This window comes from Blastococcus sp. SYSU D00922, from assembly GCF_054050495.1.
The window spans coordinates 183,705-199,724 of the sequence record NZ_JBJGZL010000003.1; the positions used below are offsets into that span (position 1 = coordinate 183,705).

The window sequence follows — 16,020 nt, forward strand, 5'->3', positions numbered from 1 at the left end:
GGCGGGCCACGGTAGGCCACGCACCGGACGCAGTGCCGGGGGCGACCCACCGTGGGCGTGCCGTCACCCGGACAAACGTCGGCCGCACCCAGGTGTTCCCCGACCCGCCCGACCCGGCCCTCAGCCGGGGACGCGCACCCCCACGACGACCTCCCCCACGGCGGGCAGGGTCGGGCCCTCCGGGTCGTAGTAGTCGGAGTGCCCGGCATCGGGGTCGACGGGCAGCGCGCTGGAGCCGAAGGCCGCGGAACCGGTCCAGCGCCCGAACCACTGGGAGAGGACGACGAGGTCGCCCGGGGCCGCGGCGTCGTACACCTCCCGGGCCTCCAGGCTCCGCGCGTCGTCCTCCATCCCGGGGCTGCCGAGCAGGACGACCGCGTCGGCGTCGAGCGCGCCCGGCTCGTCCGCCGCCTCGTCGACCACCACCGTGCCGTAGCTGTGCGCCAGGACGGTCGCCCGTGCGTCCGCGGCGGCGACGGCGGCCCGCCCCGCGTCCAGGCCGGCGAGGGAGTCGGCCAGCTCGTTTCCACCCTCGACCGCGCTGCGCCGGGTGAGGATCCGACCCAGGCTCGTGGGGCTGTCGTAGCCGAGCCAGACCGCCGTCGCCACGGTGGTGCCCGGCGCCGCCAACCGGGCCGCGCGTCCCACGTCACGGGCGTCACCCACCAGCGCGCCCAGGTCGTCCGCCGGGGTGTTCTGGATGCCGGGGACGAGCACCGCGACCGCGTCGGCGGTGTCGAGGTCGCCGAGGCCGAGAACCACGCGGTCGGCGGGCAGGTCGAACAGCTGCAGCTGCACCTGCCGCCCGGCGGCCTCCTCCTCCTCGATGCGGCGGGCGACGGCGCGGGCGGTCGCGGCGGGTCCCGGCGGCATCCCGCGGTCGTCGAGTGCGGCGGCGAGGAGCTGCCGGTTGGCCAGGTCGCGAGCCCACGCGGGGAGGCCGTCGCGGCTCCCGAGACCCACCGGGTCGGCGCGCAGCGCGGCGAGCTGGGTGGTCAGCGGCAGCGCCGCCCACCACAGGGCCACCGCCTCCGGCGGACCGGACGGGCCCCGGCTGCTGCAGACCGGGTCGGCCACGGGGACCCAGGAGGCGAGGTTCGCGAAGTCGGGCGGGGCGAAGGCGTCGCGGACGCCCACCGCCGCCAGCGCGGCGCCCGCGACGGCCGACGCGTCGGACGCCGCGGACGCGTGGCGGAGGGCCGCCTCCGCCGCCGCCACCGCGGCCGAGGCGGACGGGGTCAGCTCGGTTCCCGGCACGAGGGCCTCGACGGCGGAGGCGAGGCGGCCGCGGTCGTCGAGGGCCGCGCCGAGCCCGCCGGGGACCTCGTCCGCCCTCGCCAGCGCCTCGCGGGCTAGCTCCTGCGCCGCGTCGGCCTCGGCGCCCAGCCGCTCGAAGGCGGTGACCGACTCGGCCAGGGCGCGCTCGACCGCCCACGCCCCCGTGGCGAGCTCGCGGACCGCGGCGGCCGCGCTCAGCGCGGCGGGGCCCGCCCAGTGCTCGCCCGAGTCGAGGGTGCGCGCGATGCCCTCCAGCCGCGCGCGCCACCCGGGCAGCCGCTCGGCGACGGCGCCGAGCGCGGTGACCGCCCCGCGCACGCGGTGGACCTCCCAGCTCGCGACCGACTGCAGGCGCAGCGGAGTGGTCATCGGGGCATCTCCCGGCGGCGGCCCATCCACCCGGCGATCCGGGCGTCCTCCTCCAGGTAGGCCTGCACCGCGCCGGACACCGTCCGCGCCAGCGCCGACGTGCGCTCGGCCAGCGATTCCTCGAGGCCCGCCCAGGCCGTGCCTGCCGCGCCCGCCGCCCAGCCCTCCTCCCCCTCCAGCGCGGCCGCGAGGGAGCCGGCCGCCGCCCGGCAGCGGTCGACGTCGTAGGCGAGCTCGCCCGCCAGACCGGTGAGCTCCTCGGCCAGCGCCGCCAGCGCCTGCGGGTGGACCAGGACGGACCCGGTGGGACTCGGCGATGTCATGGGTGCTCCCTGTCGTCCGGCGGCCTGATGGGGCCGTGGGGTCCGGACGCTAGGAGCGCGGAGCGGTACGCGTGCGCCGTCGTCCACAGGCACGCGACCGGTCCACACCTCGCGTGGGAACCTCCGGCCGGGCGGTGCCGGCCGGAGGATCCCCGCGAGGTCAGGGCGCGGTGGTCGTGAGGCTGCCGTCCGCGGCGTCGCTCGGGGCGCCGCCGACGACGACCGACCGGCGCTTCGAGACGACCACGGAGACCACGATGATCGCGACGGCGGCAAGGGCGATGAGCACCCGCACCGTCGTGTTGGCGTCGTCGCCGACCGACAGGCTCACGATGGCCGGCGCGATGAGCAGGGCGACGAGGTTCATCACCTTGATCAGCGGGTTGATCGCCGGGCCGGCGGTGTCCTTGAACGGGTCGCCCACGGTGTCGCCGATGACCGTGGCCGCGTGGGCCTCGCTGCCCTTCCCGCCGTACGCGCCGTCCTCGACCATCTTCTTGGCGTTGTCCCACGCGCCGCCGGAGTTGGACAGGAAGACCGCCATCAGGGTGCCGGCGGCGATCGCGCCGACCAGGTAGGCGGCCAGCGGCCCGAAGCCGAGGCCGAAGCCGACCGCGACGGGCGCGAGGACGGCGAGCAGACCGGGGGTGGCCAGCTCGCGCAGCGAGTCCTTGGTGCAGATGTCGACGACTGCGCTGTAGTCGGGGCGCTCGCTGAAGTCCATGATCCCGGGCTTGGTCCGGAACTGCTCCCGCACCTCGAAGACCACCCGTCCGGCGGCGCGGGACACCGCGCTGATGGCCAGGCCGGAGAAGAAGAAGACCACCGCGGCGCCCACCACGGCCCCCACCACGTTGTTCGGGTTCACCAGGCTGAAGGCGTCCCCGAGGGTGTCGCCCGCCTCGTCGAGGGCCACCCCGATCTGGGCGTTGTACGACCCGAAGAGCGCGGTGGCGGCCAGGACCGCCGTCGCGATCGCGATGCCCTTCGTGATGGCCTTGGTGGTGTTGCCGACGGCGTCGAGGTCGGTGAGCACCCGCGCGCCCTCGTCGTCGATGTCGCCGGACATCTCGGCGATGCCCTGCGCGTTGTCGCTGACCGGGCCGAACGTGTCCATCGAGACGATGACGCCCGCGGTGGTGAGCAGGCCGCAGCCGGCCAGGGCGACCGCGTACAGGGCGGCGCCGCCACCGATCAGGAAGGCGCCGTACACCGCGCCGCCGATGAGGACGGCCGCGTAGACGGCGGACTCCAGGCCGAGCGAGATGCCGGAGAGGATCACCGTCGCCGGGCCGGTCAGGGAGCTCCGGCCGATGTCCTTGACCGGCTTGCGGCTGGTCTCGGTGAAGTAGCCGGTGAGCTGCTGGATGGCGGCGGCGAGCACGACGCCGATGAGCACGGACACGAAGCCGAGCACCTGCGGGCTGACCGAGAGGTCCACGCCCTCGTCGATGCTGGGCAGGTAGATGAAGGCCGCCGCGGCGACGAGCACGAGGGAGACCGCCGCCGAGGTGAAGAAGCCCCGGTTGATGGGCGCCATCCCGCTCGCGTCGGTCTTGCCGGGGTTGGAGGCGAGGATGCCGACGACCGAGGCGATGACGCCGATGGCGGCGATCAGCAGCGGGAACACCATGCCGACCGACCCGAAGAAGACCTGACCGAGGATGAGCGCGGCCACGAGGGTGACGGCGTAGGACTCGAAGAGGTCCGCGGCCATGCCGGCGCAGTCGCCCACGTTGTCGCCCACGTTGTCGGCGATGGTGGCGGCGTTGCGCGGGTCGTCCTCGGGGATGCCGGCCTCGACCTTGCCCACGAGGTCGGCCCCCACGTCGGCGGCCTTGGTGAAGATGCCGCCGCCGACACGCATGAACATGGCCAGCAGGGCCCCGCCGAAGCCGAAGCCCTCGAGCACCACGGGGGCCGTCTCGTTGAAGAAGAGCAGCGCCAGCGCCGCACCGAACAGGCCGAGGCCGACGGTGATCATGCCGACGACACCGCCGGTGCGGTAGGCGATGCGGAAGGCCGGCATGAAGCCGCCGCCGCGGGCGGCGGCCGCCACGCGCACGTTGCCGCGGGTGGCCAGCGTCATGCCGATGAACCCGACGGACGCGGAGAAGAAGGCACCGACGAGGAAGAAGACGGCCCGCCCGATGCGGGTCTCCCAGCCGCCCTCGGCGACCGGGAGGACGAGGAGGAGCAGGAACACGATCACTGCGAAGACGCCGAGCGTGCGGAACTGCCGTCTCAGGTAGGCCGCCGCGCCCTCCTGCACCGCCTGCGCGATCTCGCGCATCTTCACCGTGCCCTGGTCGGCGCCCAGGACGGCGCGGACCAGGTACCCGGCGAACCCGAGGGCGGCCAGGGAGACGACGAGGACGACGGCGACCAGCGCCATGTCCCCGCCGGACAGCGAACTGTCGGGCATGTGTTCCTCCAAGTGCGGTCGGCAGCCGCCGGGAGGCGTCGGTGCTCCCCGGAACGGCGGAGGTCCCGCTCGGCACCCGGGGAGCCCCGCGAACCGAACGTTGCGGGAGTGTAAGGGAGATCACACCGAGTGCAGATGCCCAGCACGGCTTGTTACCCGCATCACACGGATGGGATTCGTCGCCGACGTCCGTCGGCGGGGCGTGTGACAGTTGAGCCGTGACCACGCTGCACCCGGTCGCCCCGGTCGTCCCGCCGGGCGCCGACCTCCTCGCCTCCGTCCTCGCCGGCACCGGCGACGACGAGCAGCCGGTCACGCACGTCCACCACCTGCCGGTGCGCGAGAGCAGCACCCTGCCGTGGCCGGAGTGGGTGAGCGGTGACCTGCGCGAGCGGCTCGAGGAGCGCGGGGTGCTGGCCCCCTACCGGCACCAGGTGGAGGCCGCCCAGCTCGCCCACGACGGCCGGCACGTGGTCGTGGCCACGGGGACGGCCTCGGGCAAGTCGCTGGCCTACCAGCTGCCCGCCCTCACCCGGCTGACCGAGGACCCGCGCGCCTGCGTGCTCTACCTGGCACCGACCAAGGCGCTGGCCCGGGACCAGCTCGCCTCGGTCGCCGCGCTCGCCGACGCCTCCGTGCGTCCCGCTGCCTACGACGGCGACACCCCGGGCGAGGAGCGCGACTGGGTCCGCCGGCACTCGCGGTGGATCGTGACCAACCCCGACATGCTCCACCGCGGGATCCTGCCCGCGCACCAGAAGTGGTCCAGCACGCTGCGGCGGGTGGCCTACGTGGTCATCGACGAGTGCCACGCCTACCGGGGCGTCTTCGGCTCCCACGTCGGGCACGTGCTGCGCCGGTTGCGCCGCATCTGCCGGCGGTACGGGGCGGAGCCGGTGTTCGTCCTCGCGTCCGCCACGGTGGCCGAGCCGGCGGCGGCCGCGTCCCGGCTGGTCGGCGCGCCGGTCGAGGCGGTCACCACCGACGGCTCCCCGCGGCCGGGCGCGACGTTCGCGCTGTGGGAACCACCGCTGACCGAGCGCACCGGTGAGCACGGCGCTCCCCTGCGCCGCTCGGCCGCCGCCGACGCGGCGGGCCTCCTGGCCGACCTGGTCGAGCGCGGCGCCCGCACGCTGGCGTTCGTCCGCTCCCGGCGCAGCGCGGAATCGGTGGCGGAGCAGGCGCGCAGGCTGCTGCACGACCGCGGCCGGTCGGACCTGGTCGGCCGGGTCGACTCCTACCGCGGCGGTTACCTGCCCGAGGAAAGGCGGGAGCTGGAGCGGGCGCTCTCGGCCGGCGACCTGCTCGGGGTGGCGACGACGAACGCTCTCGAGCTGGGCATCGACATCGCCGGTCTCGACGCCGTCGTGCTGGCCGGGTACCCGGGCACGCTCGCCTCGATGTGGCAGCAGGCGGGCCGGGCCGGCCGCGCCCAGCGGGAGTCGCTGGTGGTCTTCGTCGCCCGCGACGACCCGCTGGACCACTACCTCGCGCACAACCCGCGGGCGGTGTTCGGCCGGCCCATCGAGGCGACGGTCACCGACCCGGCCAACCCCTACGTGCTCGGACCCCAGCTGTGCTGCGCCGCGGCCGAGCTGCCGCTGACGCCGGCGGACCTCCCCGAGTTCGGCGGTCCCGTGGCCGAGGCGCAGCTCGACGAGCTGGTCGCCGCCGGTCAGCTGCGCCGGCGACCCGCCGGCTGGTACTGGGCGGGGCGTGGCCGCCCGGACGTGGACATCCGCGGCAGCGGCGGCGAGCCGGTGTCGATCATCGAGACCGGCACCGGGCGGCTGCTGGGCACCGTCGACGGCGGTGCCGCGCACGCGACAGTTCACGAGGGCGCCCTGTACGTGCACCGGGGCGAGACGTTCGTCGTCGACCAGTTCGACGTCGACGACGCGTGCGCCGTGGTGCACGCCGACAACCCCGAGTGGACGACGGTCGCGCGCGACGTGACCGACCTGTCGATCGTGTCGATCGAGCAGACGCGGCCCCTCGGCGCCGTCACCGCCCACACGGGGGTGGTCGACGTGACCAACCAGGTGGTCGCTTACCAGCGGCGACGGCTCGGGACCGGCGAGGTGCTCGCGGAGTTCCCCCTCGACCTGCCCCCGCGGCAACTGCGGACGAGGGCTGTCTGGTGGACGCTGAGCGACCGCGCGGTCGAGCGCGCCGACGTGGACGACACCGCCCTGCCCGGCTCCCTGCACGCCGCCGAGCACGCGGCCATCGGCATCCTGCCGTTGCTGGCCACCTGCGACCGCTGGGATCTCGGCGGGCTCTCCACGGCGCTGCACCCGGACACCGGGACGGCGACGATCTTCGTCTACGACGGGCACCCCGGGGGCGCCGGTTTCAGCGAGCGCGGCTTCGGCGTGCTGCGCCGCTGGCTGCAGGCCACGCGGGCGACGGTCGCCAGCTGCGAGTGCGAGAGCGGCTGCCCCTCGTGCGTGCAGTCGCCCAAGTGCGGCAACGGCAACGACCCGCTCGACAAGGCCGGTGCCGTCCGCGTGCTGGACGTCGTCCTGGACGAGCTCGCCGCCCGCGAGGGCATGCCCGGGCCGGACCGGGAAGCGCCGGACGTCGCGGCCGAGGTCGTCCGCGCCGGCGTGCCGGAGGACACCGGGGACGACGAGGACGAGCTCGTCTTCTGATCCGCCGCCCGCCAGCGGGTCGACCGGCCCCGCGCGGGCCCGTGCGGTGGCCGAGAAGACCCCGAGCCGCCCCAGCCGGACCGGCACGAGGACCTCGACGTCGACGACGGCGCCCGCCGATGCGGCGCACGTGACCAGAGCCGCCCCGTTCGCCGAGGCGAGCCGCTCCGCGGCGCCGCACGCGTCGGCCCCTTGGACCGCCCGCACCGCCCCGGCGAGCGCCGCGAGGTCGGCGGCGGTGGTGGCGCGGTGCCGGGCGACGACGGCGGCGCCGACGAGGACCGCGGCTGCCCCGATCGCCGCCAGCACGCCGCCGGCCATGAGCACCCAGACCGTCGCCGACCCGCGGTCGTGCCCCCGCCGCCTCATGCCGTCCCGCCGTCGGGCTCCCGGAGCGCCACCGCCTCGGCGGACACGGTGATGCGCAGGGGCAGCGGCCCCAGCGGGGCGATCCGTGCGGTCACGGTCACGCGCACGTTCCCGCCCTCCGTGCTGACCGCCGTGACCGCGCCGTCGGGAGCCGCCCGTTCCACAAGCGCCGCAACCGCGGCGGCGTCCTCCCCGCGGGCGGCGGCACGGGCTCCCTCGCGGGCCGCGTCCACGCAGCGCAGCTGCGCACCCACGACGACCACCGCCGCCACCACGCCGGCGAGGACGAGGAGGAGCACCGGCAGCACGACCGCCGTCTCGGCGGTGACCATCCCTTCCTCCGCCCGGTGGTCCGGGCGCGGGGTCCGCCGCACCGTCAGGACAGGGTCGCGAGGGCGGAGTCGATGAGCTCGGTCAGCCCCGTGACGATCGAGCCCCCCGTCACCACCCGGTAGAGCACGGCGGCGAACGCGCACGCCGCCACCGTTCCGACCGCGTACTCGGCGGTGCTCATCCCCGCCTCTCCCGCCGCCCGCACCGCGGCCCACCGCCGAGCCAGGCTCGTGCGCGGCGACAGCTCCACCGTTCCGGGCTGGTCGACGTCCGGCGTCTTCTCCACAGGTGCCTCCTCGATCGGGGCCCGCCCTCCGGGCCGTGGTCCGAGCCTCGTGCCGCTGACCCTCGGAGCGGACGCCTGCGCGGGATCTGTGGACCGGGCCGCGCGCTGTGCACAACGGTCAGCCGAAGACGTCGGCCGCGACACCGAGCACCATCGGGACGACCCCGAGGCAGACGAAGGCCGGCAGGAAGCACAGGCCCAGCGGCGCCAGCACCCACACGCCGGCCCGACGGACCGCTGCCTCCGCGGCGGCGCGGGCGGAGCCGCGCGCATCCGCCGCCAGCGTCCGCAGCGCCGGCACCACCGCCGCGCCCGACTCCCCCGTCCGCACCAGGACCCGGCCCAGCGCCGCGAGCTCGGGCGGCGTCCCCGCCCACGCCCGTCGTGCGTCGGCCCCGAGCGCGCTGAGCGCGGCGATCCGCCCCAGCTCGGGACCGAGGGGCGCCGGCACGGCCGCGCCCACGGCCGCCAGGGCCGCGGTCACCGGCACCCCTGCGGCCAGGCACACGGCGAGCAGGTCGCAGGCGCCGGGGAGGGCGCGCGCGACCGCCGGCCCGTCGTCGGGAGGGGCCTGGTCCCGGCGCAGCCACCGGTCCCCCGCCACGGCCACCGCTGCGGCGGCGGCCACGCCCAGGAGCCCGCCGACGAGCAGGCCCGCCGCCAGTCCTGCTCCGCCGGCCAGCAGGCGCCGACGGAGCGGGGACACAGGGTCGACCACTGCCGCCTGCCGTGCCGGCCGCAACGCGCGGGCACGCAGCGACGCCACCCCGGCAGCGGGCGACCAGAGCAGCAGGGCCCCGGCGAGCACGAGCGCGGCGGCGGGGGTCACCGGACGGCCCTCCTGACGAGGCGCTCCGACCACAGCAGACCGAGCAGCTCGAGGGCGACGCCGACGACCAGCAGCACCTGCCCGACCGCCGTCGTCGTGAGCACCCGCCAGGGATCCGCACCCACCCCGCTCCCCATGGCGAGGCCGAGGGCCGGCAGCCCCGCCAGCAGCATCGCGCTGGCCCGCGGACCGGCGGTGGCGGTCCGGAGCTCCTGCCGGAGCCGGTCCCCGGCTCGGAGGTCGTCCTCGACCGCGGCGGCGACCGCGGCGAGCGAAGCCCCCGTGCGCGCGCTGAGCAGCGCGCCCGCCGAGATCCTGTCCAGGGCGGCACCGAGCGCGGGGCCGACCTCCGGCGGGGCGCCGGCGGCCGGAGCGCGGAGGGCGCGGGCGAGGGCCGCGCCGCACTCGTCGTCGGCGCACGCCGCCACCGCCGCCTCGGTCGCCGAGTCCACGGAGCGTCCGCTCCGCAGCTCGGCACCGAGCGCTCCCAGGCCGTCCGTCAGGGAGCGCACCCTGGCCACCGCACGCCGGCCCGCGGCGCGCGCGGCCCGGAGCCGCACGCCGGCGAACGCCAGCACGCCCGCCAGGCACCCGACGAGGAGCGTGCTGACCAGCGCGACCACCACCGCCGACGCGACCGCCGCTGCCAGCGGGCCGGTCGCCGAGGTCGGCGGTCGCCGGACCGGGTGGTCCGCACGTACCGCGGCCACCCGCGCCCGGCGCCGGACCTGCCGGTCGGGCCAGAGGAGGACGGCCAGAGCCGTCGCGAAGAGGGACACGCTCACGGCGCCTCCCCGTCGACGAGGTCGCGCAGCCGCCCCGCGGCCGGGCAGTCGAGCCCGTCGGCCCGCCACCCCGCCTCCACGAGAACCCGGTCCCCCGCACGCCGGACCACGCCGATCTCGGTCACCCGGCGCCCTCCGGCCGTGCGCCGGAGCTGCACGACCAGCGCCAGCGCCGCGGCGGCCTGGCTGTGCACCGCGGCGCGGTCGAGCCCGGCGGCGACCCCGAGTGCCTCCAGCCGGGCGGGGACCTCGGCCGGCCGGTTGGCGTGCAGCGTGCCGCAGCCGCCGTCGTGGCCGGTGTTGAGCGCCGCGAGCAGGTCGACGACCTCGGCACCGCGGACCTCGCCGACGACCAGCCGGTCGGGACGCATGCGCAGCGCCTGGCGGACGAGGTCGCGCAGCGTCACCGCGCCGACGCCCTCGACGTTGGGAGGCCGGGTGACCAGCCGCACCACGTGCGGGTGCGCCGGCGCCAGCTCCGGGGCGTCCTCGCACAGCACGATCCGGTCGGCGGGATCGGCCGCGCCGAGCAGCGCCGACAGCAGGGTGGTCTTCCCCGACCCCGTCCCGCCGGTCACGAGGAACGCCAAGCGCCGCGCCATGGCGCCGCGCAGCAGTTCCTCGCTCCCACCGGACAGGGTGCCGAGGGCCGCCAGGTCGTCGAGCGAGTGGGCCGTCCGGCGCAGCACCCGGAGCGACAGGCAGGTGCCGCTGCCCGACACCGGTGGGAGCACCGCGTGCAGCCGCGTCCCGTCGCCCAGGGCGACGTCCACCCACGGAGACGCGTCGTCCAGCCGGCGACCGACCGTGGCCGCGAGGCGGACGGCGAGCCGGCGGACCGCGTCGTCGTCGGGGAACGTCACGCCGGACCGCTCGAGCCCGTTCCCGCGTTCCACCCACACCTGGTCCGGCCCGTTGACCAGGACGTCGGTGACTCCCGGCGTCCGGAGCAGCGGCTCCAGCGGACCGGCGCCGGCCAGCTCGTCGACGGCGTGGCGGACGGCGAGGAGCACGTCGTCGTCGCCGAGCAGCCCGCCGGCCTCCTCCCGCACGAGCGCCGCCACCACGGCGCGGCTGGGTGGACCGGCCTGCACGGCCAGCCGGGCGCGGACCCTGTCCAGCAGCGCCGGAGCGCTCACCGGGCGGCGTCCGACGCCCGCAGCGCACCCAGGACGCGGCGGGCCACCGTCCCGAGCGGGGATCGCGCGGACACGAGGGGCGGCTCGCCGCGCTCGCCCCGGGGCACCGCGCTCCTGTCGTGGCCGAGCTCGGCCAGGACCGGACGACCGACGACGTCGGCCACCTCGCCGCGCGCCAGACCGCCGGCGACCGGCCGCACGACGAGCTGCGCCGTCGCCCAGGGTGAGTCCTGCGCGTCCACCAGCAGCCGCGCGGCCGTGGCGGCCCGCAGGCGCCCGGGCACCACGAGCACGGCCAGGTCCGCGTCGGCCACCACCGGCGGCGCGGTGCCGGCGGCGCTCCGGGGCACGTCGACCACGACGGGGCAGCCGACCGCGCGGGCGGCGTCGACCACGGCCGCCAGCGCATCGGGCGGAACGGCCCCGGGGTCGCTCCGGGAGGCGGCCACCAGGGAGACGCCCGCCACGTCCGGCAGCGCCGCGAGCAGCGCATCCCCGGCCACCCGTCCCCGGAGCTTCGACAGGTCCGGCCAGCGCAGCCCGTCGGCCCGCTCGGCACCCAGCAGCAGGTCCAGACCGGCTCCCCACGGGTCGGCGTCCACGAGGGTGACGCCCGGTGCGGCGGCCAGCGCCACCGCCGCCGCGAGCGTGCTGGCACCGGCTCCGCCGCACGCCCCGCCGACGACGACCAGCCTGCCGCGCTCGACCGGGCCGGCCACGGCGGCGGTGCACCGGGCGAGGAGCCACGACTCTTCTGCCGGGAGGACCACCACCCGCTCGGCGCCGATCTCCACCGCCGCCGCCCAGTCGCCGGCCGGGAGCTCACCCCCGGAGACGACCACCACCCCCGGACGGCGGGGCAGCGTGCGCAGGCCGGGCGCGGAGAGCGCATCGGCCCCCACGAGGACCAGGGGCGCCTGCCGATGGGCCCGGCGCAGCGCCGGCCCGCCCGTGGCCACCTCGGCCTCCGCCCCGGCGGTGGCGAGCAGCCGCAGCAGGTCGTCGAGGAGGGCGTCGTCGGTGCTGACGACGAGGGGACGCGCGGGGATCCGGGAGGTGGGCACGGGCCGACCTCACGCGGTGATCGGCAGCAAGTGCCAGAACGGGCGGCGAACTGTGGATGACCCGAACGGGTGTGGACGGCGCGCGACGCCAGCCACCGTCACCCGCTCCACTTAGCATCGTGCCTTGTGACCCGCGCCGCGGCGTTCTTCGACCTGGACAAGACGGTCATCGCCAAGTCCAGCGCGCTGGCCTTCGGCCGGCCGTTCTTCAACGGTGGGCTGATCAACCGCCGTGCCGTGCTCAAGACCGCCTACGCGCAGCTGGTCTTCTCGCTCGCCGGTGCCGACGCCCAGCAGATGGAGCGCCTGCGGGCCCAGCTGACGGCGATGGTCACCGGCTGGGACGCGGCGACCGTGCACGACATCGTCGAGGAGACGCTGCACGAGATCGTCGACCCGCTGGTCTACGCCGAGGCGGCGGACCTCATCGAGGAGCACCGGGCTGCCGGCCGGGAGATCGTCATCGTCTCGAGCAGCGGCGCGGAGATGGTCACGCCGATCGGCGAGATGCTCGGCGTCGACCGGGTGGTCGCCACCCGCATGGTGGTCGAGGACGGCCGCTACACCGGCGAGATCGAGTTCTACGCCTACGGGGAGAACAAGGCCGAGGCGATGCGCCAGGTGGCTGCGGAAGGCGGCTACGACCTGGCCGACTGCTACGCCTACAGCGACTCGATCACCGATCTGCCGATGCTCTCCGCCGTCGGGCACCCGACCGCGGTCAACCCCGACCGGGGGCTGCGCAAGGCCGCGCTGGAGCGCGGCTGGCCGGTCCTGCAGTTCACCCGTCCGGTGAGCATGCGGGCCCGCTTCTCCGCTCCTCCCGCACCGGTGGTCACCGGGGCTGCCGTGGGAGTGGGCGCGGCCGTCGTCGGGCTGGCCTGGTACGCCCGGCACCGGGCCCTGCGCGCGGGCCTGGCGGCCGCCGGGGAGCCCGGCCCGCTGACCGGGCGACGGCGCCGCCGCGGGGCCTGAGCCCCCGCCGCACCGCTGGTCCCCGGCGGGGCGCCGACCCGCGCAACGCCCGGTGGGACATCCTGCCGACGTGCTCACCCTGGTCCTCGCATGGCTTGCCGCGCTGGCCGTCTGCGTGGCCGCGGTCCTGTTCGGCCAGTCCAACCGCACCGCGCGCCGTGGGCGGCGGCGCCGGTCGCGCGCCGGCCGGGTGGGCCTGTTCCTGTCGCTGTCCGGGCCCTGGCTGTCGTTCGTCGGGGCCGGGGTCGCCGGTGCGGTCACCGGGGCCTGGCTCCTCGCCGCGGCGGCCGGCGCGTGCGGGGTCGTGCTCACCGCCGTCCTCGGCTTCGCGCTGGCGCCCCGCTGATCGAGGACGGCGCCCCGGATCAGCCGCGGAGCAGGCTCTCGCAGATGGCCAGGCCCTCGAGCGCACCGTGCTCCGTCGCCCGGCAGCAGTGCACCAGCCACCCGGCCACGCCCGCCTCCGTGCCGGACGCGTAGCCCGCCAGCGCCTCGGCGTACGCCTCCCTGCCCAGCTCGGCGAAGCCGACCTCCGGCACCGAGACCGCCTTGGGGTCCAGGCCGCGGGTGATCCCGGTCAGCCGGCCGGCGCCCCGCGCGACGACGCCGTCCGCGGTGCCGAACGGCGCCAGCGCGGCCAGCTCGCCGTGCACGAGCGCGGCCACGATCACGGCGGGCACGGCGCTCGTGCCGGTGACCAGCGAGAACAGCCCCGACAGCCGCGGACCGGCATGCGGCGCCGGCCGGCCGAGCGCCGCGCGGTCGGCCAGGTCCGCGGCGGCCAGCACGTGCAGCCGGGCCAGCACCTGCCCTGGCGCGCGAGGCCAGGTCTCGACCATCCCGCCGAGCCCGGCGGAGACCCGCAGCGCACCCTGCACGACCGGGTCGGCGACGGCGCCGGACCGCAGGTCGGCCAGCGGCACGTCAGCGCCCTCCAGCGCCGCCGAGGCGCGGGCCCCCCGGAGGGCGGACTCGGTGCTCACCCCGGCCGACTCCCGCCGCAAGACCCGGTGGCCGAGCAGCCGGTCGATGCCGGCGCGGGCGGCGTCCGCGGCCTCGCGCACCCCGGGCAGGTCGAGCAGAGGGGCCAGCGGGTCGGGTGCGGCCGGGCGGTTCGCGGGGCGGGCGGCGCCCGGGCGGACGGGAAGGGTCACGAGGACGACGGTACGAGGCACCCCGCCGGAGCCCGCAGGGTCCTCGCCTACGCTCCCCCCTGCCATGTCCCGTCCTCTCACGCTGCTGCTCGTCCGCCACGGACAGAGCGAGTGGAACGCCGCCGGCCGGATGCAGGGCCAGACGCCGCACGTGCCGCTGACCGCGCTCGGTCACGCGCAGGCCCACACGGCCGCGGCCGAGCTGGCCCGCCTCCGCCCGGGCGCGCTGATCTCCAGCGACCTGCTGCGCGCGGTCGAGACCGCCCAGCACTGCGCACGCGCCACGGGCCTGCCGATCGAGACCTCGACCGCGCTGCGGGAACAGGGCTACGGCGAGCTGGAGGGCCTGCCCTCCCGCGACCTCTGGGACGTCGTCGACTGGACCGACCCGCACTGGTCCGCGCCCGGTGGGGAGAGCCTGGCCGAGCTGCACGCCCGCGTGGAGGCGTTCCTCAAGCACCTGGGTGCCGAGCCGCCGGCCGACGTCATCGCCCTGGTGACGCACGGGGACACCATCCGCGCGGCCCAGGCCGTGGTCGCCGGCCTCGGCCCGGACGCGATGCCGGCGGTGACCCCGCACAACGGCTCGATCACCCGGCTGGAGCTCATCGCGTGAGTGCGCCGGCTCCGGCGCGATGAGGTTCACCGGGCCCCTGGAGTCCGCCGCGCTGCTGACCGTGCTCCCCGTGCCACGGGCCGCCGCCGCGTCGACCCGCGGGGTCCTGCCGTGGGCGCCGCTGGTGGGCCTGGTCCTGGGCGGGGTCGCGACCGGCGTCGCGGTCCTCGGGCAGCGGTGGATCTCCCCGACGGCAGGTGCGGTGCTCGCCGTGGCGGTGCTGGCGGCGCTCACCCGCGGCCTGCACCTGGACGGGCTGGCCGACACCGCCGACGGGCTCGGACCGCTGCGCGGCCGGGAGCGGGCGCTGCAGGTGATGCACCAGAGCGACGTCGGCCCGTTCGGGGTCGTGGCGCTCGTCCTGACGCTGCTGCTCCAGGTCGCGTGCCTGGCCGCGCTGCTGACGACGGAGCGCGGCTGGGTCGCCCTCTGGCTGGCGGTCGCGGTCGCGCGGCTGGCGATGGCACGGACCGGGCTGCCCGGCGTCCGGACCGCGGAGGGTTCTTCGCTCGGCGCGCTCGTGGCCGGCACGGTGTCGGCGGCCTGGCTGGCCGGCTGGGCGGTCGTCCTGCTCGGGCTGGTCGCCGCGGCCACGACGGGCGACGTGGCGACGGCGGTCCGGCTGGCGGCCGGCGCGCTGGCCGGGCTGCTGGCGGCGGAACTGCTGCACCGGCGGGCCCGCGCCCGCCTGGGCGGGGTGACCGGTGACGTGATGGGTGCGATGGGCGAGACGGCGACGGCGGCCACCCTGCTGGTGGCCGCCGTCCTCCTCTAGCGGGTCAGCGCCGGCGCAGCAGCCCCTGGACGAGGCCACCGATGCCGCCGGCGGGCGCCGGCGCGGGCGTGCGCCGCCGGCTCAGCCCCCGCCGGCCGGACGGACCGGCAACGCCCCGCCCCGGACGTGCCGACGCGCGCCCTCCGCGGGCGGCGCCGCGGGCGGCGGTCTCTGCGGTTCCCATCAGTCTTCCGAGGATGCTCATGCGTCCAGGGGTGCCCGGGCCGACCCGGTGCGATTCGGCACCGGGCCGGTTGCGGCTCGTCCCCCGGCGTGGCGTGACCGAGCGTCAGGCGGCGCCGAGCGCGTCCGCCATCCGGTGGTGCGGCTCCGCCTCGGCCGCACGGCTCTGCCGTTCCAGCGTGCGGGCCAGGGCGCGACGGGCCCAGCCGTTCGCGGGCGCGAGCGCGACCAGCCGGGTCAGGGCGTTCTCGGACTTCGTCAGCTGGGCCGAGCCGAAGTAGGCCCGCGCCAGGAGTTCCAGCGCCGCCTCGTTGGTGGGGTCGTCCTCCACCACGCGCTCCAGGATGCGAGCCGCCTCGGTGGGCTGGCCCATCGCCAGGAGCAGATCGGCCCGGAGGAACTCCGAGTGCATGTCGATCTCGAAGGGCTGCGTCATGCCCGCTGCAACCACGGCCGGGGCCCT

16 protein-coding genes and 1 pseudogene are annotated in these 16,020 nt (G+C 77.0%); 5 read left to right on the forward strand and 12 right to left on the reverse strand.

Features of this window, described 5'->3' with window-relative positions:
• Positions 1–120 precede the first annotated feature (120 nt).
• From ACI78T_RS05795 to ACI78T_RS05805, 3 genes are all read right to left on the reverse strand, one after another.
• Positions 121–1,647 (reverse strand): alpha/beta hydrolase, encoded by a 1,527-nt coding sequence (locus ACI78T_RS05795; protein ID WP_456557130.1) that lies wholly within the window; start codon positions 1,645–1,647, stop codon positions 121–123.
• Complete coding sequence (locus ACI78T_RS05800) at positions 1,644–1,970, reverse strand: hypothetical protein (RefSeq protein ID WP_456557131.1); 327 nt, start codon at positions 1,968–1,970, stop codon at positions 1,644–1,646. Before ACI78T_RS05800 ends, ACI78T_RS05795 begins: the two co-directional genes overlap by 4 nt.
• Positions 1,971–2,130: 160 nt before the next feature.
• Entirely contained in the window at positions 2,131–4,395 is a 2,265-nt protein-coding gene (locus ACI78T_RS05805) for a sodium-translocating pyrophosphatase (protein ID WP_456557132.1), read from the reverse strand.
• Positions 4,396–4,613: 218 nt separating this feature from the next.
• On the opposite strand from ACI78T_RS05805, the gene ACI78T_RS05810 reads away from it, so the two are divergent.
• Entirely contained in the window at positions 4,614–7,049 is a 2,436-nt protein-coding gene (locus tag ACI78T_RS05810) for a DEAD/DEAH box helicase (protein WP_456557133.1), read from the forward strand.
• A 36-nt stretch (positions 7,050–7,085) separates the two neighbouring features.
• Here ACI78T_RS05810 and ACI78T_RS05815 read toward each other — a convergent pair.
• From ACI78T_RS05815 to ssd, 7 genes and pseudogenes are all read right to left on the reverse strand, one after another.
• A pseudogene (locus tag ACI78T_RS05815) lies at positions 7,086–7,418 on the reverse strand (Rv3654c family TadE-like protein); the annotation flags it as partial.
• Positions 7,415–7,750 carry a TadE family type IV pilus minor pilin gene (locus ACI78T_RS05820; RefSeq protein ID WP_456557134.1) on the reverse strand — a complete coding sequence of 112 codons (336 nt, stop codon included), beginning with the start codon at positions 7,748–7,750 and terminating at the stop codon, positions 7,415–7,417. The gene ACI78T_RS05820 and the pseudogene ACI78T_RS05815, both read right to left, overlap by 4 nt.
• Positions 7,751–7,794: 44 nt before the next feature.
• Positions 7,795–8,037 (reverse strand): DUF4244 domain-containing protein, encoded by a 243-nt coding sequence (locus ACI78T_RS05825; protein ID WP_456557135.1) that lies wholly within the window; start codon positions 8,035–8,037, stop codon positions 7,795–7,797.
• A gap of 118 nt (positions 8,038–8,155) precedes the next feature.
• Positions 8,156–8,866, reverse strand: coding sequence for a type II secretion system F family protein (locus ACI78T_RS05830; protein ID WP_456557136.1), 711 nt, complete (start codon positions 8,864–8,866; stop codon positions 8,156–8,158).
• Positions 8,863–9,651: a type II secretion system F family protein gene (locus ACI78T_RS05835; RefSeq protein ID WP_456557137.1), complete on the reverse strand. Its 789-nt coding sequence runs from the start codon at positions 9,649–9,651 to the stop codon at positions 8,863–8,865. The genes ACI78T_RS05830 and ACI78T_RS05835 overlap by 4 nt, the downstream gene beginning before the upstream one ends.
• On the reverse strand, positions 9,648–10,790 hold the full coding sequence (locus tag ACI78T_RS05840; protein WP_456557138.1) for a TadA family conjugal transfer-associated ATPase: 1,143 nt from the start codon (positions 10,788–10,790) through the stop codon (positions 9,648–9,650). The genes ACI78T_RS05835 and ACI78T_RS05840 overlap by 4 nt, the downstream gene beginning before the upstream one ends.
• Positions 10,787–11,854 (reverse strand): septum site-determining protein Ssd, encoded by a 1,068-nt coding sequence (gene ssd / locus ACI78T_RS05845; protein WP_456557139.1) that lies wholly within the window; start codon positions 11,852–11,854, stop codon positions 10,787–10,789. Before ssd ends, ACI78T_RS05840 begins: the two co-directional genes overlap by 4 nt.
• Positions 11,855–11,980: 126 nt before the next feature.
• Between ssd and ACI78T_RS05850 the strand changes: the two genes are divergently transcribed.
• Together ACI78T_RS05850 and ACI78T_RS05855 are read left to right on the forward strand one after the other, a co-directional pair.
• Entirely contained in the window at positions 11,981–12,829 is an 849-nt protein-coding gene (locus tag ACI78T_RS05850; protein ID WP_456557140.1) for an HAD family hydrolase, read from the forward strand.
• A 70-nt stretch (positions 12,830–12,899) separates the two neighbouring features.
• Positions 12,900–13,175, forward strand: coding sequence for a hypothetical protein (locus tag ACI78T_RS05855; RefSeq protein WP_456557141.1), 276 nt, complete (start codon positions 12,900–12,902; stop codon positions 13,173–13,175).
• A gap of 19 nt (positions 13,176–13,194) precedes the next feature.
• Here the strand turns inward: ACI78T_RS05855 and ACI78T_RS05860 are convergent, their stop codons facing one another.
• Positions 13,195–13,983, reverse strand: coding sequence for an oxidoreductase (locus ACI78T_RS05860; protein WP_456557142.1), 789 nt, complete (start codon positions 13,981–13,983; stop codon positions 13,195–13,197).
• A 64-nt stretch (positions 13,984–14,047) separates the two neighbouring features.
• On the opposite strand from ACI78T_RS05860, the gene ACI78T_RS05865 reads away from it, so the two are divergent.
• Both ACI78T_RS05865 and ACI78T_RS05870 read left to right on the forward strand, forming a co-directional pair.
• A complete protein-coding gene (locus tag ACI78T_RS05865; RefSeq protein WP_456557143.1) occupies positions 14,048–14,599 on the forward strand; it encodes a histidine phosphatase family protein in 552 nt (183 codons plus the stop codon).
• 19 nt (positions 14,600–14,618) lie between these two features.
• Positions 14,619–15,374, forward strand: coding sequence for an adenosylcobinamide-GDP ribazoletransferase (locus tag ACI78T_RS05870; protein WP_456557144.1), 756 nt, complete (start codon positions 14,619–14,621; stop codon positions 15,372–15,374).
• Positions 15,375–15,663: 289 nt separating this feature from the next.
• On the opposite strand, the gene ACI78T_RS05875 is transcribed toward ACI78T_RS05870, so the two are convergent.
• On the reverse strand, positions 15,664–15,993 hold the full coding sequence (locus tag ACI78T_RS05875; RefSeq protein WP_456557145.1) for a tetratricopeptide repeat protein: 330 nt from the start codon (positions 15,991–15,993) through the stop codon (positions 15,664–15,666).
• Positions 15,994–16,020 lie beyond the last annotated feature (27 nt).

What these genes read in the sequence shown, in the direction of transcription:
- ACI78T_RS05795 (WP_456557130.1), bottom strand. Translation starts at nt 1,647, where the DNA reads ATGACCACTCCGCTGCGCCTGCAGTCGGTCGCGAGCTGGGAGGTCCAC.
- ACI78T_RS05800 (WP_456557131.1), bottom strand. Translation starts at nt 1,970, where the DNA reads ATGACATCGCCGAGTCCCACCGGGTCCGTCCTGGTCCACCCGCAGGCG.
- ACI78T_RS05805 (WP_456557132.1), bottom strand. Translation starts at nt 4,395, where the DNA reads ATGCCCGACAGTTCGCTGTCCGGCGGGGACATGGCGCTGGTCGCCGTC.
- ACI78T_RS05820 (WP_456557134.1), bottom strand. Translation starts at nt 7,750, where the DNA reads ATGGTCACCGCCGAGACGGCGGTCGTGCTGCCGGTGCTCCTCCTCGTC.
- ACI78T_RS05865 (WP_456557143.1), top strand. Translation starts at nt 14,048, where the DNA reads ATGTCCCGTCCTCTCACGCTGCTGCTCGTCCGCCACGGACAGAGCGAG.
- ACI78T_RS05870 (WP_456557144.1), top strand. Translation starts at nt 14,619, where the DNA reads ATGAGGTTCACCGGGCCCCTGGAGTCCGCCGCGCTGCTGACCGTGCTC.
- ACI78T_RS05875 (WP_456557145.1), bottom strand. Translation starts at nt 15,993, where the DNA reads ATGACGCAGCCCTTCGAGATCGACATGCACTCGGAGTTCCTCCGGGCC.